Here is a 26568-nt window from a genome sequence, read left to right on the forward strand (position 1 = left end):
TCTTCGTCTTCGTCTTCGTCTTCGTCTTCGTCGAGAGATGTCATGAGGTGTGTCGTATGAGCAGCAGACTGATCGGGGTCGGGGTCGGACCCGGCGACCCGGAACTGGTGACGGTCAAGGGCGTGAACGCGCTGCGCGCGGCCGATGTGGTGGTCGTGCCGGTGATGGACAGCGGCGAACGGGGCCGGGCCGAGGCGACGGTGCTGCACTACGCGCCGCAGGAGAAGGTCGTGCGGGTGGTGTTCGCGCTCAACGAGCGGTCGGACCACGCCCGCCGCGAGGCGGCCTGGGACGCGGCGGGCGGCCGGGTCGCGGAGCTGCTGCGGGCGCACGGGACGGTGGCGTTCGCGACCATCGGCGACCCCAACGTCTACTCGACGTTCACCTATCTCGCGCAGACGGTGGCCGCCCTGGTGGACGGACTCGTCGTGGAGACCGTTCCCGGGATCACCGCCATGCAGGATCTGGCGGCGCGCAGCGGGGCGGTGCTGACCGAGGGGACAGAACCGCTGACGCTGGTGCCGGTGACGGCCGGGTCCGCGGTGCTGAAGCAGGCCCTGGAGGGCCCCGGGACGGTGGTGGCGTACAAGTTCGGGCGGCTGGCGGAGGAGGTCGCGACGGCGCTGCGCGAGACGGGCCGCACCGAGGGCGCGGTGTGGGGCTCCGCGCTGGGGCTTCCCGAGGAGACCATCCGGCCGGCCGGCGAGATGCTGGACGGGCCACTGCCCTATCTGTCGACACTGATCGCGCCCGCGTCGCGGGAGAGCCGTGGAGGAAAGCTGTGAGCAGCACCAGGACCGGCAAGGTCACGTTCGTCGGGGCCGGGCCCGGCGCCGCCGATCTGCTGACCTTCCGGGCGGCGAAGGCCATCGCGGACGCCGACATCGTGATCTGGGCGGCGAGCCTGGTGCAGGCCGAGGTCCTGGAGCACGCCCGTGAGGGGGCGGAGATCCTGGACTCGGCGACGATGTCGCTGGAGGACGTGGTCGCGGTCTACGAGCGCGCCGCACGCGAGGGGCTGCGCTGCGCACGGATCCACTCCGGCGACCCGGCCCTGTGGGGCGGCACGCAGGAGCAGCTGGACCGGTGTGCCGGGCTGGGGGTCGAGACGGAGATCGTGCCGGGGGTGTCGTCGTTCTCGGCGGTCGCCGCGATCGCGCAGCGCGAACTGACGATCCCCGAGGTCGCCCAGTCCGTGATCCTCACCCGGCTGGGCGGCGGCAAGACGCCGATGCCGCCCGGCGAGGAGGTGCGGGAGTTCGCGCGGCACGGCACGACGATGGCGCTGTTCCTGTCGGCTGCCCGGTCCGGGCAGCTGGTCACCGAGCTGCTGGAGGGCGGCTACCCGCAGGACACCCCGGTGGTGATCGCCTACCAGGCGACCTGGCCGGAGGAGCTGGTGCTGCGCTGCACGATCGCCACGCTGGAGGCCACGGTCAAGGAGCACAAGCTCTGGAAGCACACCCTCTTCCTGGTCGGCCCGGCCCTGTCGGCCACCGGCACCCGCTCGCACCTGTACCACCCCGGCCATTTCCACGGTTACCGCCGGGCCGATCCGGTGGCACGCCGCGCGCTGCGCGAATCGCGCGGCTGAGCCACCGCCCCGTACACACTGACCAGGCGCCGGAAGGAGGGACCGCCGTGAGCGACAAGCCGTACGAAGCCGGCGTGATCACCGTGATCGGTACCGGGACGGGGCTGCCGGCGCCGGTGGTTCCGGCCGGCGCCACGCTGGTGGTGGGCGCCCGGCGCCATGTGGACGCGGCGGCTCCGGCACCCGGCGTCGAACGGATCGTCCTGGGACCGCTGGCCCCCGCGCTCGACGCGATCGACGGGCACCTGGCGAAGGACGGCCGGGCGGTGGTCCTGGCGTCCGGCGATCCGGGGTTCTTCGGGATCGTACGGGCGCTGGCCGAGCGCTTCGGGGCGGCGGCGCTGGATGTCAGGCCGTCCTCGCCCTCGGTGGCGGTCGCCTTCGCGCGACTGGGCCTGACCTGGGACGACGCGGTCGTGGTGAGCGCGCACGGCCGTGATCCGCGCATCGCGGTCAATGTGTGCCGGGCGCATCCGAAGACGGCCGTGCTGACCGGTCCGGGAGCCGGGCCCGCCGAACTGGGCGCGGCACTGGCCGGCGCGGGCACCGGGCGGACGTTCGTCGTGGCGTCGGCGCTGGGCACGGCCGCCGAGTCGCTGGAGCGGGTCTCCCCCGCCGAGGCGGCGGGGCGCGACTGGTCGGCGACCGGGGTCAGCGTCGTGCTGTGCCTCGACGAGCGGCGGGCGCTGTCCCCGGTGGCGCGTACGGTCGCCGGGCCGCCGCCCGCGCCGGCCGGGTGGGCGCTGCCCGAGGAGGCCTTCGCGCACCGGGACTCCATGGTCACCAAGTACGAGGTCCGGGCGCTGGCCCTGGCCCGGCTGGGCCCGCGCACCGGCGAGCTGGTGTGGGACATCGGCGCCGGGTCGGGGTCGGTGGCCGTCGAGTGCGCGCGCTTCGGGGCGGCGTCCGTCGCGGTGGAGCGCACCGCCGACGGCGTGGAGCGGATCCGGGCCAACGCGGCCGCGCACGGCGTCGAGGTCACCGTCGTGCACGGCAGCGCGCCGGACGCTCTGGAGTCGCTGCCCGACCCCGACGCCGTCTTCGTCGGCGGTGGCGGCCGGGATCTGCCGGCCATCGTCACGGCCTGCGCGCGGCGGGCCCGACGCACGGTGGTGGTCACCCTGGCCGCCCTGGACCGGGTGGCGGACGTACGGGCCGCGCTGGCCGCGGCCGGGCTGGAACCCGACGGTGTGCTGCTCCAGTCGTCCCGGCTGGCGCCGCTGCCCGGCGGGGTCAGCAGGCTGGCGGCGGCCAACCCCGTCTTCGTGCTGTGGGCGACCCGGCCCGTCCCGCACCCCATCGATTCCCCACCCGGCACCACCACCGAAGGAGCACCACAGTGATCGGCCTGATATCCGCCACGGCGGCGGGACAGCGCGGCTGCGAACAGCTCGCGGCCGCCTGGCCGGACCGTACGCGCCTGTACGACGGCCCGGTTCGCGAGGCGGTCACCCGCGCCTTCGGGGAGTGCGAGCAGCTGGTCTGCTTCCTCGCCACCGGCGCCGTCGTACGGCTGGTCGCCCCGCTGCTGGCCGGGAAGACCACCGACCCGGGCGTGGTGTGCGTCGACGAGGCCCACCGGCACGCCGTCGCGCTGCTGGGCGGACACGCGGGCGGGGCGAACGCGCTGGCGGCGGCCGTGTCGCAGGTGCTGGGCTCGGCCCCGGTCATCACCACGGCGACGGACGCCGTGGACGCCCCCGGCCTGGACACCCTGGGGCTGCCCGCCGAGGGCGCGGTGGCCGCGGTGGCCCGGGCACTGCTCGACGGCGAACCGGTCGTGCTGCGCGCCGACGCGGTGTGGCCGCTTCCCCCGCTGCCGCCGAACGTCGCTGCGGCCGATGCGGCTGCCGGGGCCGGCGCGGCCGAGCTGCGGGTCACCGATCGTGTGGTGGCCGACGGTGACCGCACCGTCGTGCTGCGGCCGCCGTCGCTCGTGGTGGGCGTCGGCGGGAGCCGTGGCGTGGGCGCCGACGAGGTGCTGGGGCTCGTACGGGAGGCGCTGGCCGAAGGCGGGCTGGCGGAAGCCTCGGTGACGGCACTGGCGACTGTCGACGCCAAGGCGGACGAGGCCGGGATCGTGGCGGCGGCCGAACGGCTCGGCGTACCGCTGCTGACCTACCCGGCCGCGGCGCTGGCCGGAATCGACGTACCGAACCCGTCCGCCGCGCCGCTGGCCGCCGTGGGCACCCCCTCGGTGGCGGAGGCGGCGGCCCTGGCGGCGGCGCCGGGCGGTGAACTGGTGGTCCAGAAGCGGAAGTCGGCGATGGCCACGGCCGCCGTGACGCGGCGCCGCCCGCGCGGACGGCTGGCCGTGGTCGGGCTCGGCCCGGGCGCGCGGGACCTGCTGACCCCCCGGGCCCGGACGGAGCTGCGCCGGGCGTCGGTCGTGGTGGGCCTGGACCAGTACGTCGACCAGATCCGTGATCTGCTCCGCCCCGGCACCCGCGTCCTGGAGTCGGGGCTCGGCGCGGAGGAGGAGCGGGCCCGCACCGCGGTGGCCGAGGCCCGGGCCGGGCACGCGGTGGCGCTGATCGGCAGCGGCGACGCGGGGGTGTACGCGATGGCCTCCCCCGCCCTGGCCGAGGCGAGCGGCGACATCGACGTGGTGGGGGTGCCCGGGGTGACGGCCGCGCTGGCCGCCGCCGCGATCCTGGGGGCGCCGCTGGGGCACGACCATGTGTCGATCAGCCTGTCCGATCTGCACACGCCGTGGGAGGTCATCGAGCGGCGGGTACGGGCGGCGGCGGAGGCCGATCTCGTCGTCACCTTCTACAACCCCCGCAGCCGGGGCCGTGACTGGCAGCTGCCCAAGGCGCTGTCCATCCTGGCCGGGCACCGCACCCCGCAGACCCCGGTGGGCGTCGTGCACGCCGCCTCCCGTCCCGACGAGCGCAGCGAGCTGACGACGCTGGCCGCGCTGGACGTCACCACGGTCGACATGGTCACCGTCGTCACCGTCGGCAACACCGCCACCCGTGACGTCGCGGGCCGGATGGTGACCCCGCGCGGCTACCGGTGGCAGACGACCGCCGCCGTGGCCGACGCCCCGCTTCCCCCCGAGAACCCCACCAAGGAGACCCAGCTGTGACCCCGCCCGCACTCCTCCTCGTCGGCCACGGAACCCGTGACGAGGCCGGTGCCGAAGCGTTCCGCGCCTTCGTGGCGCAGCTCGGCGAGCAGAATCCGGGGCTGCCGGTCGGCGGTGGCTTCATCGAACTGTCGCCGCCGCCGCTGGCCGACACCGTGGCCGGGCTGGTGGAGGCCGGTGTGCGCAGCTTCGCCGCCGTGCCGCTGGTACTCGTGTCGGCCGGGCACGCCAAGGGCGACATCCCGGCGGCGCTGGCCCGCGAGGAGCAGCGGCACCCGGGCACGTCGTACGCGTACGGACGGCCGCTCGGCCCGCATCCGGGGCTGCTGGCGGTGCTGGAACGGCGGCTGGACGAGGTGGTGTCCCCCGAGGAGCGCGAGGACACCACGGTGCTGCTGGTCGGCCGGGGCTCCACCGACCCCGACGCCAACGCCGAGGTCTGCAAGGTCGCCCGGCTGCTGTGGGAGGGCCGGGGCTACGCGGGCGTGGAGCCGGCCTTCGTGTCGCTGGCGGCGCCGGACGTGCCGTCGGGACTGGACCGGTGCGCGAAGCTGGGCGCCGGGAAGATCGTGGTGCTGCCGTACTTCCTGTTCACCGGGATCCTGCCGGACCGGGTACGGCAGCAGGCGGAGAGCTGGTCGGCCGCGCACCCGGAGGCGGAGGTGCTCCAGGCCGGGGTCATCGGCCCGGAGCCGGAGCTGGCGGAGCTGGTGATGGAGCGGTACCGCGAGACGCTCAAGGGCGACCTGCGGATGAACTGCGACACCTGCCTGTACCGCGTCAAGCTGCCGGGCTTCGAGGACCGGGTGGGGGCACCGCAGCAGCCGCACCACCACCCGGACGACCCGTCGCACGCCCACGGCGGCCACGACCACGGCCACCACGAGCACGGTCACGGCAACGGCCACCACCACGACCATGCCCACTGACGACGACACGTACGACCTCCGCCACCACGGGGACAGTGAGGTCCGGGACGACGGCGACGGCCTCGTCGACCTCGCCGTCAACGTCCGTACCGGTACGCCGCCCCGGTGGCTGAAGGAGCGGCTGGCGGCCTGCCTGGACGGGCTCGCCGCCTACCCCGACGGGCGGGCCGCCCGCGAGGCGGTGGCCCTGCGGCACGGGCGGCCGGCCGCCGAGGTGCTGCTGACCGCGGGCGCGGCGGAGGCCTTCGTGCTGCTGGCGCGGGCGCTGTCGCCGCGCCGGGCGGTCGTGGTGCACCCGCAGTTCACCGAGCCGGAGGCGGCGCTGCGGGACGCCGGCCACCGGGTGGACCGGGTGCTGCTCGACGCCGCCGACGGTTTCCGGCTCGACCCGGCGCTGGTGCCGGACGACGCCGACCTGGTCGTCATCGGCAATCCGACCAACCCGACCTCCGTACTGCACCCGGCGCGGGCGCTCGCCGAACTGGCCCGCCCCGGGCGGACGCTGGTGGTCGACGAGGCCTTCATGGACGCGGTCCCGGGTGAGCCGGAGTCCCTCGCCGGACGCCGGGACCTGCCCGGGCTGGTGGTGCTGCGGAGCCTCACCAAGACCTGGGGGCTGGCCGGGCTGCGGATCGGCTACGTACTGGCCGGACCCGGGCACATCGCCCGGCTGGAGCGGGCCCAGCCGCTGTGGGCGGTGTCCACCCCCGGGCTGACCGCCATCGCGGCCTGCGTGGAGCCCGCGGCGCTGGCCGAGGCGGCCACCGCCGCCGTCACCATCGCCGCCGACCGCCACCGTCTCGTCGCCCGGCTGGGCCGGTTCGCGGGCCTGGAGATCGCGGGGGAGGCGCCCGCGGCACCCTTCCTCCTGATCCGGCTGCCGGGCGCGGACGTCGTGCGCGAGCGGCTGCGGGATCTGGGCTTCGCGGTACGGCGGGCCGACACGTTCCCGGGCCTGGGCCCGGACTGGCTGCGGGTGGCGGTACGGGACCCGGACACCACGGACCGGTTCGTGGCCGCGCTGGGCAAGGCGCTGGAGGCCTAGCCGAGGGGGCTGTCACCAGGTCCGGAGCACGCCGGAAAACTTTTCCGGATTCCCGTCACATCTGCGTGCAGCGTTCCGTCAGTGCTGTGAAGACGCCGACCAGGCCGAAGCGAAGGAGAGCAGCCATGACGAACACCTCCATCTCCCGGATGCCCAACCCGGCCGAGTTCGTGCCCGAGCTGAACGACATCAGCGCCGCCCTCTTCCGGGCCTCGGGCAACCGCTCGGTGCCGCGCACCACGACGAACCTGGTGCACCTGCGCGCCGGGCAGATCGTCGGCAACACCTACCTGACGATCCTGAACACCGGCTTCCTGCGCAAGGCCGGGGAGTCCGAGGAGCGCATCACCGCCGTCTCCTCCTGGCAGGACGCCCCGTACTTCACCGACGCCGAGCGTGCCGCCCTGGCCTTGGTGGAGGCCACCCTCCAGCCCGCCCCGCACGGCAGGGAACGTGTCTCCGACGAGCTGTACGCCGAGGTGGCGAAGCACTACGACGAGAAGGCGCTGGCCACCCTGACCATCGCGATCGGCCAGATCAACTTCTTCATCGCCCTGGCTGTCATCGGCAAGCCGCAGCCCGTCGGTTCCCTCGCGGACGAGCAGTGGGACTGACCTCGGACTCATTCGTCCAGCGGGAGGGAGAGGGCGGCCCGGCCCTCCCCCTCCCACACCTCTCCCGCCGGGGCCGGGTCAGTCCCTGACGGTCACCTCGACGGGCCTGCGGCGGCGCGCGGCGCAGGCCACGACGCTGCCGACGACGAGCAGCCCGGCGGCGCCCAGGGCGACGTACGGGGTGGCGGGGGCGCTGCCGGTCTCGGCGAGGCCCTGCTCCGTGGTGGCGGCGTTCTGCGCCCTGGCCCGGGTGCCCGCGCCGGTGCCGGTGGACGGCTTGACGCCGGCCGGCTCGGCGGTGCCGGTGGACGGCTTGCCGGTGCCGGGGTCCGCGGCGGCTCCGGGTCCCGGGCCGTGCGACGGGCCGTGCGACGGGCCGCGCGCGGCGCCGCCCCGGGGCATCCGGCAGGTCGCCCCCGCCAGGGTGACGTGGCCGTTGACCTCGCCCACGTTCAGGTCGAGCGGGTTGACGGCGACGGTCAGTTCGAGCGCGGTGGCCGCCGCCGTACGCGAGGTCACCGCGCGCGGGGACAGCTCCAGCCGCACCTGGCCGACCCCGGGCACCGTGACCCGGGTCGGGCCGCCCGCGCTGACCTCGACCCTCTTGCCGAGGACCAGGACCCGCCCCAGCACCTCGGACTGGGCCGTCGGCCGCCTGCCGGGCCGGCAGGTCGCCCGGGAGGTCACCGTCCCGGCCTCGATCAGCCCGAGCAGTGGCAGCCCGGGGACATGGACCCGGGCGTTGACCAGACGTACGTATCCCTCGGCGCCGTGCCGGTCCGCGGTGGCCCGCGCGACGGCGGCGTCGGCCCGCAGCACGCTGAACGCCCGGCCGTGGTCGACGCCGTCCAGCCGGGCGGACAGCGCGGTGCGGTCGGCGGCGGCGGGCGCGCGCACCTCGTTGAGTGTCAGACGCAGCGGCACGTCGACGGTCCTGCTGAGCAGCGACACGTCGAGCCCGGTCCGCAGGACGACGGCCGTGGCCTTTCCGCTTTTTCCGCTGCCGCTCGTACTCTGCGTGGCCTGCGCGGTGGCCGCGGGCGCCAGAGCGAGTGTGCCCGCCGCGAGTGCGACGACGGGCCTGCGGAAGGCAGTGCTGTACACGGTGGAGAACCCCCAACTGGCATGGGTCGCCGACGCCGCTGACGGGGACAGCGCGTTCGTCGACGACCTCGACGCCCGTAATGATTTACGTACTGAGGGTGAACCGGCGACTACCTGACGTCAGTTCACCCCAATGGGTGGTTTCCGCATCCGCGCTCGATTTCTCCGGTACGTGCGTTCGCCCGCGTCACTCGTTCCACGACGCGAACGTCAACTCGCGTACTCCCTGGCGTACTCGATCAGGGCAGCGAAGTCGATCGCGCCGGGATCGCCGTGCAGGTTCTCCGGGACGTGACTGTGTCCGCAGACACCCCGGAAGGCGTTCCACGCCCGCCCCGGCATCCGCTGCCCGTTGTGGGCGCCGTACGACTGCGGGTACGGCTTCCACAGCTTCGGTCCGCTCAGCGGAACGTCGTGTTCCTCGCTCATCCAGGCCAGGAAACGGGCGAGTTCACGCAGCGCCCACTCGGGCGCCTGGGGCCAGTACACATGCGGCTCGCTCCCCCAGTCCTGGTGGGTGACGGGGTCACAGGTGCCGACCAGCTCCACCTGGCAGACGTTGAGCGTGTTGGTCTCGACACCACCCGCCCGGTTGACCAGGGCACGGGCCGAGATGTCGATGTCGAAGTGCTGGTACCACTTGAGCTTGCGCGCCGCGAAGTCGGGCACGGCCGTCAGACTGGGCGCGCTGGCGCCCCCGTCGTACGAGGGGACACGACGCCCCTCGGTGGTGTGCAGGACGACGACGTTGACCTCCATCGGGTCGCCGCCGTAGTCGTCCTGGTACCAGTAACGCAGCGATGCGCCCGGGAACTTCTGCGGTCCTCGCCTGGTCATGGCTGATCCCCGTCCTGTTCCGTGCCGACCGGTCGTTCCGATACCAGCACGGACGGGACGGGCGTATCCCCCGAATCCCGCTCGGATCACCCGAACCGGGGTGCGGGCCCGCACACCGGACGGTTCAGCCGACCACCCGTCCGCGCAACACGATCCGCCGCGGCGCCGCCAGGACGCGTACGTCGCGGCGGGGGTCGGACGGGTAGACCACGAGGTCGGCGGGGGCGCCCTCGGTGAGGCCGGGCCGGCCCAGCCAGGCGCGGGCGGCCCAGGTCGCGGCGGAGAGGGCGGCCGGGGCGGGGAGCCCGGCCCGGACGAGCTCGGCGACCTCGTCGGCGATCAGGCCGTGCGCCAGCGAGCCGCCCGCGTCGGTGCCGGCGTAGATGGCGATGCCGGCCTCGTGGGCGGCGCGGACGGTGTCGTAACGGCGGGCGTGCAGCCGCCGCATGTGGTCCGCCCAGCGCGGGAACCTGGCGTCGGCGGGGGCCGCGAGCCGCGGGAAGGTGGCGATGTTGACGAGGGTGGGGACGATGGCCACCCCGTGCTCGGCGAAGAGCGGGATGGTCTCCTCGGTGAGGCCGGTGGCGTGCTCCACGCAGTCGATACCGGCCTCCACCAGATCCCGCAGCGAGTCCTCCGCGAAGCAGTGGGCGGTGACCCGGGCGCCCTCGGCGTGCGCGGCGGCGATCGCCGCCTCGACGGCGCCGCGCGGCCAGCACGCCGCCAGGTCACCGGCCTCGCGGTCGATCCAGTCGCCCACCAGCTTGACCCAGCCGTCGCCGCGCCGGGCCTCCTGCCGTACGTAGGCGGGCAGGTCCTCCGGCTCGATCTCCCACGCGTAGTTACGGATATAGCGTCTGGTACGCGCGATATGACGTCCGGCGCGGATGATCCGGGGCAGGTCCTCGCGGTCGTCGACCCAGCGGGTGTCGGACGGCGAACCGGCGTCGCGGATCAGGAGGGTGCCGGCGTCCCGGTCGGTGAGGGCCTGCTTCTCCGAGGTCTCCGGCTCCACCGGTCCATGGCGGTCGAGGCCCACATGGCAGTGGGCGTCGACCAGTCCGGGCAGCGTCCAGCCGTCGACGGTGACCGGGTCACGGGCGCCGGCCGGCCGGTCGTAGGTGATCCGGCCGCCGACCACCCACAGTTCGTCGCGTACCTCGTCCGGGCCGGTCAGGACCCGGCCCCTGATGTGCAGCACCTCGCGTTCGCCCATGACCGGCACTCTACGAGGCACCGGTTACCCTCGGCCCATGGCACATCCCCTCCTTGACCGGCTCCCCCCGATGACCCCGGCCCGCTTCGCCGGCATCGAGCGGAAGGTGGCCGCGCTGCTCCGTACCGCCAACGACGTCGTGATCACCCAGGGCGAGGCGCTGCTGCCCCTGGAGGGCTGCATCCGCGCCGCCGCCCGGCCCGGCTCGACGGCGCTGAACGTGGTGACCGGTCCCTACGGCCAGACCTTCGGCGGCTGGCTGCGCGACGCGGGCGCCACCGTCGTCGACCTGGAGGTGCCCTTCCACACGGCGGCCGGCACGGACGCGGTCCGGCGGGCCCTGGCCGAGCACCCCGCCATCGACCTCGTCTCCCTGGTGCACGCCGAGGCCGCCACCGGCAACACCAACCCGGTCGCCGGGATCGGCGAGGTGGTACGGGCGCACGGCGCGCTGTTCATGCTGGACGCGGTCGCCTCCGTGGGCGCCGAGCCGCTGCTCACCGACGCGTGGGGGGTCGACCTGTGCGTCATCGGCGCCCAGAAGGCGATGGGCGGCCCGGCGGGCGTGTCGGCGGTGTCGGTGAGCGAGCGGGCCTGGCAGCGGATGGCGGCCAACCCGGCCGCGCCGCGCCGCTCCTATCTGTCGCTGCTGGACTGGAAGGACCGCTGGATCGACACCGGCCGCCGCGCGCTCCCGCACGCCCCGGCGCAGTTGGAGATGCTGGCGCTGGAGGCCTGTGTGGAGCGGATCGAGGCGGCCGGGCTGGACGCGGTGATCCGGCGGCACACGGCGGCCGCCGCCGCCACCCGGGCGGGGGTGCTCGCGCTGGGCGCCGGTTCCGGTCTCGAACCGTACGTCCACGACGCCCGGGACGCCGCTCCGGTCGCCACCACGCTGCGCACCCTCGACGGCGTCGACGCCTCCGAGCTGGTCACCCGGGCCCTGGCCGCCGACCAGGACCTGCCGCTGGCCGCCGGGGGCGGAGCGCTGGCCAAGGAGATGATCCGGGTCAACCACTACGGGCCGGACGCCGAACTGGACGTCGTCGTACGCGGCCTGACCGCGCTGGCGCATGCGCGTCAGGGAGACACGGAAGCCGCCGTGAGCGCGGCGGAGCGGGCCTGGCGGCAGGCGCTCGCCGGCTGAGGGCGGATAGCGCAGGTGGCCGCTCGCGGCCGGTTCCGTCGGCATGGGGGGCCAGAGCTACGGAACCGGCCGCGAGCGGCTGGGGGACGTGAGAGGGGCCATTCTCCTAGTCCCACCCAGTGGTTGCCGCGGCGGGCGGATAGGTTGCCGAGAAGTTCGAAGTTTTTTCCGGCGTCCACATTCGTTCGGTTTTGGGCGACCCGTTCTCGAACAACTCACGTCGCACTGCTACGCTCACGCATCTCGCCAGGACCGAGGCGACGCAACGGGGCCACCGGTAGCGATCAGGGGAGGGGTCACCGTGGGCACAGCTGTCGACGATGTCGCCGCTGCCGAGTTTCACGAGTTCTTCGAGCGGCACCACACCGAACTGTCCCGTCTGGCCTATTTGCTGACCGGGGACCGGGACGCGGCGGACGATCTGGCGGCCGACGCGCTGGTCGCGATGTGGCACCAGTGGGACCGGGTGCGGGCGGCCGACCACCCGGCGGCGTACGCGCGCGGCGTGGTGACCAACCTCGCGCGTTCACGGATCCGGAGCATGGTGCGGGAGCGCCGCCGGGTGGCCCTGTTCTGGGGGCAGCGCAGCGAGCGGATGGACGACCCGGATGTGCCGGCGGTCGTCGACGTGCGCGAGGCGCTGCGCAGACTGCCGTTCCGCAAGCGTGCCTGCGTGGTGCTGCGGCACGCCTTCGACCTGTCGGAGAAGGAGACGGCGGTCACGCTGGGCATCTCGGTCGGCACCGTGAAGAGCCAGACCTCGCGGGGCATCGCGGAGCTGGAGAAACTGCTCGGGCCGGCGAACGCCGTACGGGTGCTCGACCCACCGGGGCGGAACAAGACGGCGGCAGCCGCTGGACACGCGGGACGGAGGAACTGATGGGCGGCCGGTACGAGGACAGGAACGGGCGGCACCCTGAGGTGCTGAGCGACCTGCGGACGGAACTGCGGCGTGCGGCACAGGAGCACCGCCCCGACCGGGAGCGGATGCTCGCCCGGGTGGAACGCGGGATGTCCGCGCCGGAGCCGGGGCCGCGGCGCGGCCACCGGTCGCGGTACGGACCGGCGCCGTGGGCGCGGGTGGTGAGCGTGACGGCCGGGCTGGTCGGCGCGTTCGGCATCGGCGGCCTCGCGGTGGGTCTGACGGTCAACAGCGGCGACGCCGGCCCGCAGACGGTGGTGTCCTCCCCCGGCCCGGCCTCGTCGCCCGCCGTGCCGTCGGCGACGGCCTCCCCGACCCGGCGGCCGGTCACCCCGCCGTCGGGCCGGGCGAGCGGCAGCCCGTCCGCGACCGGGAAAGCCACGGACAGCGCGTCGGCGCAGGCCTCGTCCACGCCGACGACCTCGCCCGACGTGAAGCGCGGCAACCATCCGCAGGACGGCTATCTGTGGTCGGACGGCTCGATCGACAAGGCGAGCAGCGAGTTCTGGGCGCAGAGCAATGTCACCGTCAAGAGCACCGGGACGCTGAGCGGACTGGTCGTCGAGCTGCGGGTGGTGAAGACCGACGAGGTGGCGAGCACCGGCTCGTGGTCGACGCTCAACTCCGACGACTACGAGGTGAAGATCACCGAGGACGACGACGCGCTGGTCTACCGCTGGACGCTGAAGCCGGGGAAGACGCTGGCGGCGGGCACCTATGTCTTCGCCGGCCAGTACAACCACGCCAAGGGCGGCCGGGACGCGGGCGGGGACGCGTACGCGGCGCAGGGCGACGGCCCGGACGGCGCGGTGGAGGTGCGCGGCGACTTCTACTGATCGCCGCCCACCGGCCACTGCCACCGTTCCCCGGCGCGCGTCCGCTGTTCACGGTCGTCCAGCGCGGTCGTCCAGCGCGGTCGTCCAGCGCCGTCGTCCAGCGCCGTCGTCCAGCGCCGTCATTTCACGCGGTCATTTCACCCGGGTAATTCTCCGGCGAATTCCCGGTAATAGCGGCCGGCTATTCTCCCGCATGCGCTCCTGCCCAGTCGTTCACAGCCCAAACGCCAAGGTTTCGTGAACGTTCCACGGTGATTCTCAGGGTGTGATCGACCCCACAGGATCACCCTTTTGCCCGGTTCTATCCGGGCAAACCGGGGCGTATCACCGCCCGGCTCACGTACGCGTGATAACTGCCGACGGCTGCCCTGTAAAGGCCGCAGCGCCATGCAATTCAATTTTCCACTCGGTAGCTTCGTGCCGCATGACCACCGCAACGCAATTGCTGATCGACAGCCCGGAAATCGGGGACGGCGCCGCGCTCTGGCGTATCGCCCGTGATTCACGCACCCTCGACCTCAACTCCTCGTACAGCTATCTGCTGTGGTGCCGGGACTTCGCCCGCACCTCGGTGGTGGCGCGCGGGGCCGGCGGCCGGGCGGTGGGCTTCGCCACCGGCTACGTACGGCCGGACCGGCCGGGGACGCTGGTGGTCTGGCAGGTCGCGGTGGACCAGGAGCAGCGGGGCAGCGGGCTGGCCGGCGCGATGCTGGACGACCTGGCGCAGCGCATGGCCGCCGAGGGCGTACGTGAGGTCGAGACGACGATCACCCCGGACAACGAGGCCTCGCACCGGCTGTTCATGTCGTTCGGCAAGCGGCACGGTGCCGGCGTGGAGCGCGAAGTGCTGTTCGACGGCGGCCTGTTCCCCGACGGACACGATCCCGAGGTGCTCTACCGCATCGGCCCGATCGCCTGAACTCCCCCGCACCCAGACCGCGAAGGAACCGGACATGACCATCACCCCGCCCGCCCCGACCGTCTTCGAGAGCCTGGAATCCGAGGTCCGCAGCTACTGCCGTGGCTGGCCGGCCGTGTTCGACCGCGCGCGGGGCAGCCGGATGTACGACGAGGACGGCCACGGCTACCTGGACTTCTTCGCCGGCGCCGGCGCCCTCAACTACGGCCACAACAACCCCGTCCTCAAGCGGGCCCTGCTGGACTATCTGGAGCGCGACGGCGTCACCCACAGCCTGGACATGAGCACCACGGCGAAGCGGGCCTTCCTGGAGCGCTTCCAGGATCTCGTCCTGCGCCCGCGTGACCTGGACTACAAGGTGATGTTCCCCGGCCCGACCGGCACCAACGCGGTGGAGGCCGCGCTGAAGCTGGCCCGCAAGGTCAAGGGCCGGGAGAGCGTGGTGTCGTTCACCAACGCCTTCCACGGCATGTCGCTCGGCTCTCTCGCGGTGACCGGCAACTCGATGAAGCGGGCGGGTGCCGGCATCCCGCTGGTGCACGGCACGCCGATGCCGTTCGACAACTACTTCGACGGCCGCGTCCCGGACTTCCTGTGGTTCGAACGGCTGCTGGAGGACCAGGGCTCCGGGCTCAACCAGCCGGCCGCCGTGATCGTCGAGACGATCCAGGGCGAGGGCGGCATCAATGTCGCCCGCCCGGAGTGGCTGCGCGGGCTGGCCGACCTGTGCCGGCGGCGCGACATGCTGCTGATCGTCGACGACATCCAGATGGGCTGCGGCCGCACGGGGACGTTCTTCTCCTTCGAGGAGGCCGGCATCGTGCCCGACATCGTCACCCTGTCGAAGTCCATCGGCGGCTACGGCATGCCGATGTCGCTGACCCTGTTCAAGCCCGAACTGGACGTCTGGGAGCCCGGCGAGCACAACGGCACCTTCCGCGGCCACAACCCGGCCTTCGTCACCGCGACCGCCGCCCTGGACACGTACTGGGCCGACGGCGGCAGCATGGAGAAGCAGACCGTCGCGCGCGGCGAGCAGGTCGAGGCCGCCCTGCGCCAGATCGTCGCCGAGCACACCCGCTCCGGCGCCCGGTACCGGGGCCGGGGCCTGGCCTGGGGGCTGGAGTTCACCGACAAGTCCCGCGCCGACCGGGTCTGCGCCCGCGCCTTCGAGCTGGGCCTGCTGGTCGAGAGCTCCGGCCCGCAGGGCGAGGTCGTCAAGCTGCTGCCCGCCCTGACCATCACCCCCGAGGAACTGGACGAGGGGCTGCGCACCCTCGCCCGGGCCGTCCGCGAAACCGCGTAAGGAGTACATCCGCAGATGATCGTCCGTTCCCTGAAGGACATCGAAGGCACCGACCGCGACGTGACCGCCGAGAGCGGCACCTGGCGCAGCAAGCGCATCATCCTCGCGAAGGAGGGTGTCGGCTTCTCGTTGCACGAGACGGTCATGTACGCGGGTACCGAGACCGCCATGTGGTACGCCAACCACATCGAGGCCGTCCTGTGCGTCGAGGGCGAGGGCGAGCTGACCGACGACGAGACCGGTACGACGTACGCGGTCGGTCCCGGCACGCTCTATCTCCTCGACGGCCACGAGCGGCACACCATGCGCCCGACGACCGATCTGCGCTTCGTGTGCGTCTTCAACCCGCCGGTCACCGGCCGCGAGGTGCACGACGAGAACGGGGTCTACCCCCTGCTCACGGAAGGAGCCTGACATGACGACCGCGACCACCACCGACCTGTACCCCACCCGGGGCGCCACCGAGGTGCTCGTTCCGCGCCGGGACCCGGTGGTCTGGGGCGACCGCACCGGGGCAGCCGTGACCGACCCGGCCCTCGGTGACTACGAACGCGACGGCTTTCTGACGGTCGATCAGCTGATCACGCCGGAGGAGGTGCGGACCTACCGCGCCGAACTCGACCGGCTGGTCGCCGATCCCGCGGTGCGCGCCGACGAACGGGCCATCGTCGAGCCCGAGTCCCAGGAGATCCGTTCGGTCTTCGAGGTGCACCGGCTCAGCGAGGTCTTCGCCGGGCTCGTCAACGACCCCCGGCTGGTCGACCAGGCCCGCCGGATCCTCGGTTCCGACGTCTACGTCCACCAGAGCCGGATCAACGTCAAGCCCGGCTTCGGGGCCTCCGGCTTCTACTGGCACTCCGACTTCGAGACCTGGCACGCCGAGGACGGCCTGCCCCGGATGCGTACGGTCTCGGTCTCCGTCGCGCTGACCGGGAACCACGCCACCAACGGCGGCCTGATGATCATGCCGGGCTCACACCGGTCCTTCCTCGGCTGCGCCGGCGGGACGCCCGCCGACAACTACCGGCAGTCGCTGCGGATGCAGCAGGCCGGCACCCCGTCGGACGAGGCCCTGACCGAGCTGGCGGGACGGCACGGGATCCGGCTGTTCACCGGCCCGGCCGGCTCGGCGACCTGGTTCGACTGCAACTGCATGCACGGGTCGGGCGACAACATCACGCCGTTCCCGCGCAGCAACGTCTTCATCGTCTTCAACAGCGTGGAGAACACCGCCGTCGAACCCTTCGCCGCCCCGGTGCGCCGACCGGAGTTCGTCGGCGCCCGGGACTTCACGCCGGTGCGGTGAGGCCCGTTCGCTGCCCGTACCCGCCGTACCCGTACCCCCGGGGAAGCGGGTCAGGGCGACGCGGCTGCCGTACGTACGGCAGCCGCGTCGCCCTGCGCTTTTCCTGAACCGACCGGTCAGGCCTCGCGGCGGCCGTCCACCCGGCGGGGCAGGCCCAGCGGGTTGCCGTCGCGCAGCTCGGCCGGGAGGAGGCCCTCGGGGGTGTCCTGGTAGACGACCGGGCGCAGCCAGCGCTCGATCGCGGTACCGCCGACCGAGGTGGAGGTGGAGGTGGTGGCCGGGTAGGGGCCGCCGTGGTGCATGGCGGGGGCGACGGCCACGCCGGTGGGCCAGCCGTTGACCACGACGCGGCCGGCCAGCGGGGTGAGGCGGGCCAGCAGCTCCGCCCCGCCGCCGGCGGCCTCGGCCTCGCCGACGTGGGCGGTGGCGGTGAGGTTGCCGGGCAGCCGCCCCAGGACGGCCGCGACCTCCTCGCCGTCGGCCGCTCCGGCGTAGCGGGCGACGACCGTCACGGGGCCGAAGCACTCCTCCAGCAGGGCGTCGTACTCGCCCTCCCGCGTCAGGCGGGCGGCCGGGACGGTGACGAAGCCGGGGCGCACCATGTGCTCCCCGCCGTCGCCGGCCTCGACGGGGGTCTCCACGCCGGGCAGCCCGGCGCGTTCGCGCACCCCGGCGATGAAGTTGTCCCGCATCCGGGCGTCCAGCAGGGTGCCCGAGGGCGCCTCGGACACCGCGCCGGCGAGGGACTTCAGCAGCCGGTCGCCCGCCTCGCCCTCCGGGGCCAGGACCAGACCGGGCTTGACGCAGAACTGGCCCACGCCCAGGGTCATGGCCCCGGCGAGACCGGCGCCGATCTGCTCGGCGCGCTCCTCGGCGGCGGCCTCGGTGATGACGACCGGGTTGAGGCTGCCCAGTTCGCCGTGGAAGGGGATGGGTACCGGCCGGGCGGCGGCGGCGTCGAAGAGCGCGCGTCCGCCGCGTACGGAGCCGGTGAAGCCGGCCGCCGAGACCAGCGGGTGCCTGATCAGCTCGATACCGGCCTCGAAGCCGTGCACCACCGACACCACGTCCGCCGGGAGGCCGACCTCGACAGCGGCCCTGCGCAGCGCGTCGGCGGCGAGTTCGCTGGTCGCGGGGTGGTCGGGGTGGGCCTTGACGACGACCGGGCAGCCGGCGGCCAGCGCGCTCGCGGTGTCGCCGCCGGGCACGGAGAAGGCCAGCGGGAAGTTGCTGGCGGAGTAGACGGCCACGACGCCCAGCGGGATCCGGTAGCGCCGCAGGTCGGGGCGCGGGGGCGCCAGTGCGGCGTCCGCGTGGTCGATGATCACGTCCAGGAAGGCACCCTCGTCGACGACGTCGGCGAAGGCCCGCAACTGGTAGGCCGTACGGCCGAGTTCACCGGTGAGCCGGCCCGGGCCGAGCGCGGTCTCCGCGTCGGCGGCCTCAAGGATCCGGGGCCCGGCCTCCTCCAGGAAGTCGGCGGCGGTGCGCAGCAGCCGGGCGCGTACGGCCCGGTCGGCCAGCGCCGGGACCGTGGTGGCCGCGGCCCGCACGACCGTGTCGACCTCCTCGGCCGTCGCCTCGACCGCTACCTGCTCCCGCTGCTTCCCGGTACGGGGATCCACACTCCACACTGGTACAGCCACAGCGGGTACCTCCACGCCTTTTGTTCGATATGCTGAACAGCATCCGTAATTGTGAATACGCTGGGAGCCTACTTGCGCGGGTCCCGGCCGAACAAGAGGGGTCGACGGATGGCTGCAGGGGACGGAGGATCGCAGGTCAAGTCGGCGGTCCGGACGGTCGAGCTGCTGGAGTTCTTCGCCGGGAGCCCGGGCATGCACAGCCTGGCCGCCGTCCAGGAAGCGGTCGGCTACCCCAAGTCCAGCCTCTACATGCTGCTGCGCACCCTGGTCGAGCTCGGCTGGATCGAGACCGACGCCACCGGCACCCGGTACGGGATCGGCGTACGGGCGCTGCTGGTCGGCACCTCGTACATCGACGGCGACGAGGCGGTCGCCGCCGCCCGCCCGACCCTGGACCGGCTGTCCGACGACACCGGCGAGACCATCCACCTGGCACGGCTCGACGGCACCAACGTCGTCTATCTGGCCACCCGGCAGTCCCAGCACTATCTGCGGCCGTTCACCCGCGTCGGCCGCCGGCTGCCCGCGCACTCCACCTCCCTGGGCAAGGCGCTGCTGGCCACGCACACCGACGAGCAGGTCCGCAAGCTGCTCCCGGAGTCCCTGGACGCGCTGACCGAGCACACCCACACCGACCGCGAGAAGCTGATCCTGGAGCTCCGGCAGATCCGCGAGCAGGGATACGCCGTGGACCGTGAGGAGAACACCCTCGGCCTGAAGTGCTTCGGCGTCGCCATCCCCTACCGCACCCCGGCCCGGGACGCGATCAGCTGCTCGGTGCCGGTGGCCAGACTCACCCCGGCACACGAGCAGTTGATCAGGGATGCCCTCTACGACGCCCGCGACCGGCTGACGCTGGCCACCCGGCGGCTCTGAAGCGGCCGGGCGTCAGCTGCTCACCGGCCACCGACCACCGGCCGCACTGCCTGCCGGCTCGGCGGCTCAGCGGGACAGCGGCTCGGCGGCTCGGCGGCTCAGCGGTGGCCGAACCACCTCATCGCCGGCAGCGCCCGGTCGCCGTAGTCGAACAGCGCCTGGTTCTCCCACGCGTCGGCCGACGAGGAGTCGTCCGGGTCCCAGCCGTTGCCCGTGACCGCGGTCCAGGTGGGCTCCCAGTAGAAGACGCCCAGACCGCGGCCGTTCGGCACCGCCTCGACGACGTTCATCACGTCGCGCAGGTTCGCCGCCTGCCCGGCGGGGGTGGCCGGGTAGCCGGAGACCAGCTGCGAGGAGAACGCGATGTTGTTCTCCAGCGCGTCGTCGTTGTCCAGGGTGAAGGCGTAGGCGGTCTCGGCGACGAAGACCGGCCTGTCGTAGCGGGAGGCCATGTCGTCGAGCGTGGTCTGCAGGTCGTTCAGCGCGCCGTGCCAGTAGCTGTAGTAGGACAGGCCGATGACGTCGAAGGGCACCCCGTACGAGACGGCGTTGTCGAACCACCAGCGGGCGCCGCCGTCGTCACCGGCGTTGGCCAGGTGCAGGGCGACCAGCGTGGAGCGGCTGACCGCCCTGGCCGCCTCCGCGCCGGCGGTGAGCAGCGCGGCCAGGCCCGGCCAGTTGTCCCAGCGGCCGTCCGGCCAGAGCATGCCGCCGTTGATCTCGTTGCCGATCTGCACCATGTCGGCCGTGGTGCCCTGCGCCCTCAGGGCCTGCAGGACGTCGTACGTGTGGTTGTAGACGTCGGCCTTGAGCTGGGCGAAGGTGTCCGAGGCCCAGGCCGCCGGCTTGTTCTGCTTGCCGGGATCGGCCCAGGCGTCGGAGTAGTGGAAGTCGACCAGCAGCTTCATGCCGTGCCGCTTGACGCGCCTGGCCATGGCCAGGACCCGGGCCTTGTTGTTGTAGCCGTCGGCCGGGTCGACCCACACCTTGAGGCGGGCGTAGTTCATCCCGGCGGAGCGCAGGATGGTCAGGGCGTCGGCGCGGGTGCCGTCGGCGTACCGGTACACACCGCCGAAGTCCTCGCTCTTGGTGAGGGTCGAGATGTCGGCCCCCTTGATCGCCAGGCCCGTCGAGCCGGGGGTGAGGGTCACGTCGTCGACGTTGATCCACTCGCCGGCGGCGGCGTCGGAGACGATGCTGACGGTGCAGCGGTGGTTGGTGACCTTCACCGAGGTGACCAGCCGTACCCAGCTGCCGTTGGGGGTGGGCGGCAGATCGGTGCGCTGCTCGGCGCCGCCGCAGCCGCTCAGCGCGAGGTGGGCGGTCCGCTGGCCACCGGAGGAGCGGACCCAGGCGGTGAGGGTGTGGTGGCCGTTCGCCAGGCCGGTCAGGTGCTGGTACGTCTGCACTTTGTATGCAGTAGACGACCAGTGGGTGAGCCGGTACGAGCCGGAGTGTCCACCGGATTCTGTATACGAGGCGTTGCCCTGGCCCGCGGCGTTGCGGGTGCTCCAGCCGGCCGGGGTGGCCGTGCCGGTGCCGTCGGCCTCGAAGTCGCCGTTGGCAAGGGCACCGGTGCCGGTGCCGGTGCCGGAGGCTGTGCCGGCGCCGGGCGCCGCGTATGCCGACGGCGTGGGCAGCGCGGTGAGTCCGGTCGCCGTCAGCGACACCGCGAGCGAGCGGGCCAGCATCGTGCGTCTCGAAGGGAGCATCGAGGTCATCCGTTCGACAGGGGAAAAGTACGGATACGGGTACGGGTACGAGCGGGCGGGCGGCGCCGCGCGACCCCAGTGCCGGGCGGCGCCGCCGGTGTGCCGCGTCAGCGGTGGCTGAACCAGCTCATCGCCGATGTGGCCTTGTCGCTGTAGTCGAACAGCGCCTGGTTCTCCCAGCCGTTGCCCGATGACGCGTCGGTCGGGTCCCATCCGTTGCCGGTGACGGCGGTCCAGGTGGCCTCCCAGTAGAAGACCCCGAGGCCGCGGCCGTTCGGCACCGCCTCGACGACACTCAGCACGTCACGGAACCAGGCCGCCTGGCCGGCCTGTGTGGCCGGGTAGCCGGAGACCAGTTCACCGCTGGTGTCGATGATGTTGGTCAGCGAGTCCTCACTGTCGAGCCGGAACGGGTAGGCGGTCTCGGCGATGTAGACGGGCTTGGCGTAGCGGGACGCGACGTCGTCGAGCGTGGTCTGCGCCGCGGCCAGCGTGCCGTGCCAGTAGCCGTAGTACGACAGGCCGATCACGTCGTAGTTGATGCCGTAGGTGGCCGCGTTGTCGAACCACCAGCGGACGGTGGCGTCGTCACCGGCGTTGGCCAGGTGCAGGGCGACCAGCGTGCCGGAGGAGACGGCCTTCGCCGCGCTGTAGCCGGAGTTGAGCAGCCCGGCGAGCTGGGACCAGTTGCTGGTCGAGCCCTCGGACCAGAGCATGCCACCGTTGATCTCGTTGCCGATCTGCACCATGTCGGCGGTGGTGCCCTGCGCCTTGAGGGCGTTGAGGACGTCGTACGTGTGGTTGTAGACGTCGGTCTTGAGCTGGCTGTAGGTGTGGCCGGACCAGGCCGCGGGCTTGGTCTGGGCACCGGGGTCGGCCCAGGTGTCGGAGTAGTGGAAGTCGACCAGCAGCTTCATGCCCTGGTTCTTGATCCGGGTGGCCATCGCCAGCACGCGGGCCTTGTTGTTGTAGCCGTCGGCCGGGTTGACCCAGACCTTGAGGCGGGCGTAGTTCATGCCGGCGGACTTCAGGATCGCCAGCGCGTCCCCGGTGGTACCGGAACTGGTCTTGTACACGCCGCCGTACGCCTCGCTCTTGGCGAGGGAGGAGATGTCGGCGCCCTTGACCGTCAGCCCGGTCGAACCGGCGGTGAAGGTCAGGTCGTCGACGTTGATCCAGTTGCCCGCGTTGGCATCGGAGTTGACGCTGATCGTGCACTGGTTGTTGGTCACCGCGATCGAGGTGACGACGCGGACCCAGGAACTGGAGCTGACCGGCAGGTCGGTGCGCTGGTCGGTGCTGCCGCAGCCGGTGAGCGCGAGGTAGGCGGAGTTCTGGCCGCCGCCGGAGCGGACCCAGGCGGTGAGCGTGTAGCTGCCGTTGGTCAGGCCCGACAGATACTGGTAGGTCTGCACTTTGTATGCAGTAGACGCCCAGTGGGTGAGCCGGTACGAACCGGAGTGTCCACCGGATTCTGTATACGAGGCGCTGTTCTGGCCCGCGGCGGAGTAGGTGCTCCAGCCGGTGGGAGTGGCGGTGCCGGCCCCGTTCGACTCGAAACCGCCGTTGGTGAGGGTGCTCGCGGCTGCCGCGGTCTGGGCCGGGGCGGCGGTCAGGCCGACGGCCACGAGCACGGGTATCGCCAGGGTGCGGGCCAGGGCCCGCAGAATGGTGCGACTCGGCTGGAACATCGTTGTCCCTTCGATGAACCCATGGGTGGGTTGGTTGGGCGGGGCGGCGCCGTCCCCACCGCGAGCGCGGTGACGCCGCCCCTACCGGCCGGAGACCTCCCCAGGCCCCGGCCGGAACCAGATGCGTGCGCTAGCCGTCCACGCGGACGACCCGTACCGCGCCGGCCGGCACCGCGAGCAGCCCGGCGACCCGCTCGCCGGTGAGCAGCTCCGTCCCGGATCCGCCGACGGCGACCTTGGCCTCGGTACCGGTGTGGTTGATCACGAAGACATGGCTGCCGTCCTCTCCGGCCCGCCGGACGACCTCCACGTCGCGCGGCAGGTCCTCGCGCGCCGCGATGCCCGCGTCGGCGGCGGCCGAGGCCAGCACCGCGTCCAGGTCCCGGGCGTCGAGGCGGGTGGAGACGTACCAGGCGGTGCCCTGCCCCAGTGCGTGGCGGGTGACGGCCGGCCGGCCGGCGGCGGGGCCGTCGGCGTAGGTCCACACCGGCTCGGCGCCCTGCGGGGCGGGCACGACGAACTCGGTCCACAGGTCGCCGGTCAGCTCCGGGCCCGCCCCCGCGGCCGCCGGGGCGTTCCCCCCCGCGGCCTCGATCCGTACCCGCTCGCCGTCGAGCAGCGGCGCGAACTCCTCGACGGTCAGCCCGAGCACCTCGCGCAGCGCACCCGGCACCGCGCCGGGGTGCACGGTGTCGTGCTCGTCGACGATGCCGGAGAAGTACGACACGACCAGGGTGCCGCCGCCCTCCACATACGAGCGCAGCTTGCGTCCGGCGGCCTCCGACGCGAGGTACAGCGCGGGGACGACGACCAGCGGGTAGGCCGACAGATCGGCCTCGGGGTGGGCGAAGTCGACGGTCAGGTGCCGGTCGTAGAGCGCCTCGTAGAAGCTGTCGGCGCGCTCCCGGGCGTCGTGGTCCTGGCTGGGGCGCCACTCCAGCTTCTGGGCCCACCAGGACTGCCAGTCCCACAGCATGGCGACATCGGCGACGGTCCGGCTGCCTGCGATCCCGGCGAGGGCGCCGATGTCGGCGCCGAGGGCGACCACCTCGCGCCAGATCCGGCTGTCGGTGCCGGCGTGCGGCAGCATCGCGGAGTGGAACTTCTCGGCGCCGTAGCGGGACTGGCGCCACTGGAAGAACATCGCGCCGTCCGAGCCCCGGGCGACGTGGCCGAGGCTGTTGCGGGCCATCTCGCCGGGGCGCTTGGCGGGGTTGCGGCGCTGCCAGTTGACGCCGCTGGGCGAGTGTTCGAGGAGCAGCCAGGGGGCGCCGCCGGCGACTGACCGGGTGAGGTCGGCGGCCATGGCGAGGTTGACGTGGGTGCGGCGGCCGTCGGTCATCAGGTAGTGGTCGTTGGTGACCACGTCGACCGCCTCGCCCCAGGCCCAGTAGTCCATGGAGTCGCACTGGCTGAGCGCGGTCATGAAGTTGGTGGTGACCGGGATGCCCGGGGCCAGCCGGTGCAGGATGTCGCGTTCGGCGGTGAAGTTGCCGCGGATCGTGGCGTCCGTGAAGCGCGCGAAGTCCAGCTGCTGCGCCGGGTTGGCGACGGTCGGGGTGATCCGGGGGGCGTCGACATGCGCCCAGTCCACGTAGTGCTGTCCCCAGAAGGCGGTGCCCCAGGCGGCGTTCAGCGCCTCCAGGGTGCCGTAGCGGGCCTGCAGCCAGAGGCGGAATTCGGCCGCGGACGCCTCGCAGTAGCAGGCCGATACGGGGACGCCGTACTCGTTGTGGACGTGCCACAGGGCGACCGCCGGATGGCTGCCGTAGCGGCGCGCCAGCTGCTCGGTGATCCCGGCGGCCGCCTGCCGGTAGGCCTGCGAGCTGTGGCAGATCGCGCCGCGCGACCCGAACCCGTAACGGATCCCCTCGCGGGTGACCGGCAGTACCTCGGGGTGGGCGGCGTAGAACCACGCGGGCGGTACGACGGTGGGGGTGCCCAGGTCGACGCGGATGCCGTTGGCGTGCAGCAACGCGATGATCCGGTCGAGCCAGCCGAAGTCGTACACACCGGGCTCGGGCTCCAGCAGAGCCCAGGAGAAGATCCCGACGCTGACCATGGTGACGCCGGCCTCGCGCATCAGCGCGACGTCCTCCTGCCAGACCTCCTCGGGCCACTGCTCGGGGTTGTAGTCACCGCCGTAGGCGAGGCGACCGACGCGAGGCAGCATGCGAACTCCTGGATGATGTTGGGAACGTGCACAGTCGCGTGAGCGGCGACTCGGCCTAGATAACCGCATGGCAACAAGCATTGACAAGTGTCCGGAAAGTTTCTCTACTGTGAACGCTCACAGTGCATGGCTGGCGGCCGCATCGACGCTGCCGCCCTTGTCAGGGAAGCGAGACCATGCGTACCTCACTCATTGCCAAGGTCACGGCCGCCGTTCTCGGCGCGGCCCTCCTCGCGAGTTGCAGCAGCAGCTCGGACGGCACCGCGAAGGCGGAAGAAACCGGCCCCGTCAGCCTCACGTACTGGGCATGGGCACCCGGCCTGGACAAGGTCGTCGACATCTGGAACAAGAAGAACCCGAACATCAAGGTGACGGTGAAGAAGCAGGCGTCCGGCGACGACCTGGTCACCAAGATCATCACCGCTTCCAAGGCCCACAAGGCGCCGGACCTCATCCAGGCCGAGTTCCAGGTGCTCCCCACCCTGGTCAGCAATGACGTGCTCGCCGACATCTCGGGCGAGGCCGGCGACGCCAAGAGCGAGTTCGCCGACGGCGTCTGGCAGCAGGTCACGCTCGGCTCGGACGCGGTGTACGCGATACCGCAGGACACCGGGCCGCTGATGTTCTACTACCGCAAGGACCTGTTCAAGAAGTACAAGCTGTCCGTCCCCACCACCTGGGACGAGTTCGCGCAGACCGCCCGCGCGCTGAAGAAGAAGGACAGCAAGAAGTCGCTGACCACCTTCAGCAGCGGCGACCCCGGCCTCTTCGCGGGCCTGTCCCAGCAGGCCGGGGCGAAGTGGTGGACCACCAGCGGTGACACCTGGAAGGTCGGCATCGACGACGCCGCCTCCAAGAAGGTCGCCGACTTCTGGGGCGGTCTGGTCAAGGAGGGCGCCCTCGACAACCAGCCGATGTACACCCCCGCCTGGAACAAGGCCCTCAACACGGGTACCCAGATCGCCTGGGTCAGCGCTGTCTGGGCCCCCGGTGTCCTCACCACGGCCGCCCCCGACACCAAGGGCAAGTGGGCCATGGCACCGCTGCCGCAGTGGACCGCCGGTGAGAACAAGACCGGCAGCTGGGGCGGTTCGACGACCGGCATCACCACCGACTCCAAGCACAAGGCCGCCGCGGCGAAGTTCGCCACCTGGCTCAACACCGACCCGACGGCCGTGGCCGCGCTGGTGAAGAACGGCGGCATCTACCCGGCGGCGACCACCGCCCAGACCGGCAGCGCGCTGTCCAAGGCGCCCGACTTCTTCTCCGACCAGCCCGACTTCTACACCCAGGCCGCCGCGATCGCGAAGACCACGGCGCCGGGTGCCTGGGGGCCGAACGTGAACGTCGCGTACAGCGCCTTCAAGGACGCCTTCGGCAAGGCCGCGCAGCAGAAGTCCGACTTCACCTCGGCCCTGGACACGATGCAGTCGACCACGGTCGCGGACCTGAAGAAGCAGGGCTTCAGCGTCGGCTAGCCGGTCGACCAGCCGGCCGGTCGGACCGTCGACCGGCCGGTCAGCGCCCCTTCCCGTGCCACTCTCCTGCCCCGCCCCGCCCGGAGACTCCCGGGCCGGGCGGGGCAGGGTGTCCGGAGGCCACCG

General features: G+C 72.6%; 23 protein-coding genes. 16 read left to right on the forward strand and 7 right to left on the reverse strand.

Annotated features, from left to right (window positions below; translation table 11 throughout):
* Positions 1 to 56: 56 nt before the first annotated feature.
* From cobI to RWE79_RS09820, 7 genes are all read left to right on the forward strand, one after another.
* Positions 57 to 785, forward strand: a complete 729-nt coding sequence (cobI, locus tag RWE79_RS09790) for a precorrin-2 C(20)-methyltransferase (protein WP_475939635.1) — start codon at positions 57 to 59, stop codon at positions 783 to 785.
* Entirely contained in the window at positions 782 to 1594 is an 813-nt protein-coding gene (gene cobM / locus RWE79_RS09795; RefSeq protein ID WP_475939636.1) for a precorrin-4 C(11)-methyltransferase, read from the forward strand. Before cobI ends, cobM begins: the two co-directional genes overlap by 4 nt.
* Positions 1595 to 1668: 74 nt before the next feature.
* Entirely contained in the window at positions 1669 to 2937 is a 1269-nt protein-coding gene (cbiE, locus tag RWE79_RS09800; RefSeq protein WP_475945716.1) for a precorrin-6y C5,15-methyltransferase (decarboxylating) subunit CbiE, read from the forward strand.
* Positions 2934 to 4685: a precorrin-3B C(17)-methyltransferase gene (cobJ, locus tag RWE79_RS09805; protein ID WP_475939637.1), complete on the forward strand. Its 1752-nt coding sequence runs from the start codon at positions 2934 to 2936 to the stop codon at positions 4683 to 4685. The genes cbiE and cobJ overlap by 4 nt, the downstream gene beginning before the upstream one ends.
* On the forward strand, positions 4682 to 5614 hold the full coding sequence (locus tag RWE79_RS09810) for a sirohydrochlorin chelatase (protein ID WP_475939638.1): 933 nt from the start codon (positions 4682 to 4684) through the stop codon (positions 5612 to 5614). Before cobJ ends, RWE79_RS09810 begins: the two co-directional genes overlap by 4 nt.
* Positions 5604 to 6659, forward strand: a complete 1056-nt coding sequence (gene cobC, locus RWE79_RS09815; protein WP_475939639.1) for an Rv2231c family pyridoxal phosphate-dependent protein CobC — start codon at positions 5604 to 5606, stop codon at positions 6657 to 6659. Before RWE79_RS09810 ends, cobC begins: the two co-directional genes overlap by 11 nt.
* Before the next feature lie 125 nt (positions 6660 to 6784).
* Positions 6785 to 7273: a carboxymuconolactone decarboxylase family protein gene (locus RWE79_RS09820; RefSeq protein ID WP_475939640.1), complete on the forward strand. Its 489-nt coding sequence runs from the start codon at positions 6785 to 6787 to the stop codon at positions 7271 to 7273.
* 78 nt (positions 7274 to 7351) lie between these two features.
* On the opposite strand, the gene RWE79_RS09825 is transcribed toward RWE79_RS09820, so the two are convergent.
* The 3 genes from RWE79_RS09825 to RWE79_RS09835 all read right to left on the reverse strand — a co-directional run bounded on the left by RWE79_RS09825 (position 7352) and on the right by RWE79_RS09835 (position 10430).
* Positions 7352 to 8377, reverse strand: a complete 1026-nt coding sequence (locus RWE79_RS09825) for an SCO1860 family LAETG-anchored protein (protein WP_475939641.1) — start codon at positions 8375 to 8377, stop codon at positions 7352 to 7354.
* Between the two features lie 210 nt (positions 8378 to 8587).
* The gene (locus RWE79_RS09830) at positions 8588 to 9214 is read right to left on the reverse strand and encodes a hypothetical protein (protein WP_475939642.1); all 627 of its coding nucleotides are present in this window, start codon (positions 9212 to 9214) and stop codon (positions 8588 to 8590) included.
* A 124-nt stretch (positions 9215 to 9338) separates the two neighbouring features.
* Complete coding sequence (locus RWE79_RS09835) at positions 9339 to 10430, reverse strand: amidohydrolase family protein (protein WP_475939643.1); 1092 nt, start codon at positions 10428 to 10430, stop codon at positions 9339 to 9341.
* A 37-nt stretch (positions 10431 to 10467) separates the two neighbouring features.
* Here RWE79_RS09835 and RWE79_RS09840 point away from each other — a divergent pair, with 37 nt between their 5' ends.
* From RWE79_RS09840 to thpD, 7 genes are all read left to right on the forward strand, one after another.
* The gene (locus tag RWE79_RS09840; protein WP_475939644.1) at positions 10468 to 11577 is read left to right on the forward strand and encodes a pyridoxal-phosphate-dependent aminotransferase family protein; all 1110 of its coding nucleotides are present in this window, start codon (positions 10468 to 10470) and stop codon (positions 11575 to 11577) included.
* A gap of 301 nt (positions 11578 to 11878) precedes the next feature.
* A complete protein-coding gene (locus RWE79_RS09845; RefSeq protein WP_475939645.1) occupies positions 11879 to 12457 on the forward strand; it encodes a SigE family RNA polymerase sigma factor in 579 nt (192 codons plus the stop codon).
* A complete protein-coding gene (locus RWE79_RS09850) occupies positions 12457 to 13335 on the forward strand; it encodes a hypothetical protein (RefSeq protein ID WP_475939646.1) in 879 nt (292 codons plus the stop codon). Before RWE79_RS09845 ends, RWE79_RS09850 begins: the two co-directional genes overlap by 1 nt.
* A gap of 424 nt (positions 13336 to 13759) precedes the next feature.
* Entirely contained in the window at positions 13760 to 14254 is a 495-nt protein-coding gene (ectA, locus tag RWE79_RS09855; protein WP_475939647.1) for a diaminobutyrate acetyltransferase, read from the forward strand.
* A gap of 34 nt (positions 14255 to 14288) precedes the next feature.
* Positions 14289 to 15560 (forward strand): diaminobutyrate--2-oxoglutarate transaminase, encoded by a 1272-nt coding sequence (ectB, locus tag RWE79_RS09860; RefSeq protein WP_475939648.1) that lies wholly within the window; start codon positions 14289 to 14291, stop codon positions 15558 to 15560.
* A 15-nt stretch (positions 15561 to 15575) separates the two neighbouring features.
* Entirely contained in the window at positions 15576 to 15974 is a 399-nt protein-coding gene (locus RWE79_RS09865) for an ectoine synthase (protein WP_475939649.1), read from the forward strand.
* 1 nt (position 15975) lies between these two features.
* Entirely contained in the window at positions 15976 to 16866 is an 891-nt protein-coding gene (gene thpD / locus RWE79_RS09870) for an ectoine hydroxylase (RefSeq protein WP_475939650.1), read from the forward strand.
* A gap of 116 nt (positions 16867 to 16982) precedes the next feature.
* Here thpD and RWE79_RS09875 read toward each other — a convergent pair whose 3' ends face one another.
* Positions 16983 to 18512, reverse strand: a complete 1530-nt coding sequence (locus tag RWE79_RS09875; RefSeq protein ID WP_475939651.1) for an aldehyde dehydrogenase (NADP(+)) — start codon at positions 18510 to 18512, stop codon at positions 16983 to 16985.
* A gap of 108 nt (positions 18513 to 18620) precedes the next feature.
* Between RWE79_RS09875 and RWE79_RS09880 the strand changes: the two genes are divergently transcribed.
* Positions 18621 to 19388, forward strand: coding sequence for an IclR family transcriptional regulator (locus RWE79_RS09880; protein WP_475939652.1), 768 nt, complete (start codon positions 18621 to 18623; stop codon positions 19386 to 19388).
* Between the two features lie 98 nt (positions 19389 to 19486).
* Here the strand turns inward: RWE79_RS09880 and RWE79_RS09885 are convergent, their stop codons facing one another.
* The 3 genes from RWE79_RS09885 to RWE79_RS09895 all read right to left on the reverse strand — a co-directional run bounded on the left by RWE79_RS09885 (position 19487) and on the right by RWE79_RS09895 (position 24964).
* Entirely contained in the window at positions 19487 to 21100 is a 1614-nt protein-coding gene (locus RWE79_RS09885; protein ID WP_475939653.1) for a glycosyl hydrolase 53 family protein, read from the reverse strand.
* A 107-nt stretch (positions 21101 to 21207) separates the two neighbouring features.
* Entirely contained in the window at positions 21208 to 22791 is a 1584-nt protein-coding gene (locus RWE79_RS09890; protein WP_475939654.1) for a glycoside hydrolase family 53 protein, read from the reverse strand.
* 130 nt (positions 22792 to 22921) lie between these two features.
* Complete coding sequence (locus RWE79_RS09895; RefSeq protein ID WP_475939655.1) at positions 22922 to 24964, reverse strand: beta-galactosidase; 2043 nt, start codon at positions 24962 to 24964, stop codon at positions 22922 to 22924.
* A gap of 176 nt (positions 24965 to 25140) precedes the next feature.
* Between RWE79_RS09895 and RWE79_RS09900 the strand changes: the two genes are divergently transcribed.
* On the forward strand, positions 25141 to 26442 hold the full coding sequence (locus tag RWE79_RS09900; protein WP_475939656.1) for an extracellular solute-binding protein: 1302 nt from the start codon (positions 25141 to 25143) through the stop codon (positions 26440 to 26442).
* Positions 26443 to 26568: the final 126 nt, after the last annotated feature.

The organism is Streptomyces sp. RLA131, assembly GCF_056270125.1.

What these genes read in the sequence shown, in the direction of transcription:
- RWE79_RS09840 (WP_475939644.1), top strand. Translation starts at nt 10,468, where the DNA reads ATGGCACATCCCCTCCTTGACCGGCTCCCCCCGATGACCCCGGCCCGC.
- thpD (WP_475939650.1), top strand. Translation starts at nt 15,976, where the DNA reads ATGACGACCGCGACCACCACCGACCTGTACCCCACCCGGGGCGCCACC.
- RWE79_RS09880 (WP_475939652.1), top strand. Translation starts at nt 18,621, where the DNA reads ATGGCTGCAGGGGACGGAGGATCGCAGGTCAAGTCGGCGGTCCGGACG.
- RWE79_RS09850 (WP_475939646.1), top strand. Translation starts at nt 12,457, where the DNA reads ATGGGCGGCCGGTACGAGGACAGGAACGGGCGGCACCCTGAGGTGCTG.
- RWE79_RS09895 (WP_475939655.1), bottom strand. Translation starts at nt 24,964, where the DNA reads ATGCTGCCTCGCGTCGGTCGCCTCGCCTACGGCGGTGACTACAACCCC.
- RWE79_RS09885 (WP_475939653.1), bottom strand. Translation starts at nt 21,100, where the DNA reads ATGCTCCCTTCGAGACGCACGATGCTGGCCCGCTCGCTCGCGGTGTCG.
- RWE79_RS09835 (WP_475939643.1), bottom strand. Translation starts at nt 10,430, where the DNA reads ATGGGCGAACGCGAGGTGCTGCACATCAGGGGCCGGGTCCTGACCGGC.
- RWE79_RS09830 (WP_475939642.1), bottom strand. Translation starts at nt 9,214, where the DNA reads ATGACCAGGCGAGGACCGCAGAAGTTCCCGGGCGCATCGCTGCGTTAC.
- RWE79_RS09900 (WP_475939656.1), top strand. Translation starts at nt 25,141, where the DNA reads ATGCGTACCTCACTCATTGCCAAGGTCACGGCCGCCGTTCTCGGCGCG.
- RWE79_RS09865 (WP_475939649.1), top strand. Translation starts at nt 15,576, where the DNA reads ATGATCGTCCGTTCCCTGAAGGACATCGAAGGCACCGACCGCGACGTG.
- RWE79_RS09890 (WP_475939654.1), bottom strand. Translation starts at nt 22,791, where the DNA reads ATGTTCCAGCCGAGTCGCACCATTCTGCGGGCCCTGGCCCGCACCCTG.
- cobI (WP_475939635.1), top strand. Translation starts at nt 57, where the DNA reads ATGAGCAGCAGACTGATCGGGGTCGGGGTCGGACCCGGCGACCCGGAA.
- RWE79_RS09820 (WP_475939640.1), top strand. Translation starts at nt 6,785, where the DNA reads ATGACGAACACCTCCATCTCCCGGATGCCCAACCCGGCCGAGTTCGTG.
- ectA (WP_475939647.1), top strand. Translation starts at nt 13,760, where the DNA reads ATGACCACCGCAACGCAATTGCTGATCGACAGCCCGGAAATCGGGGAC.
- ectB (WP_475939648.1), top strand. Translation starts at nt 14,289, where the DNA reads ATGACCATCACCCCGCCCGCCCCGACCGTCTTCGAGAGCCTGGAATCC.
- cobC (WP_475939639.1), top strand. Translation starts at nt 5,604, where the DNA reads ATGCCCACTGACGACGACACGTACGACCTCCGCCACCACGGGGACAGT.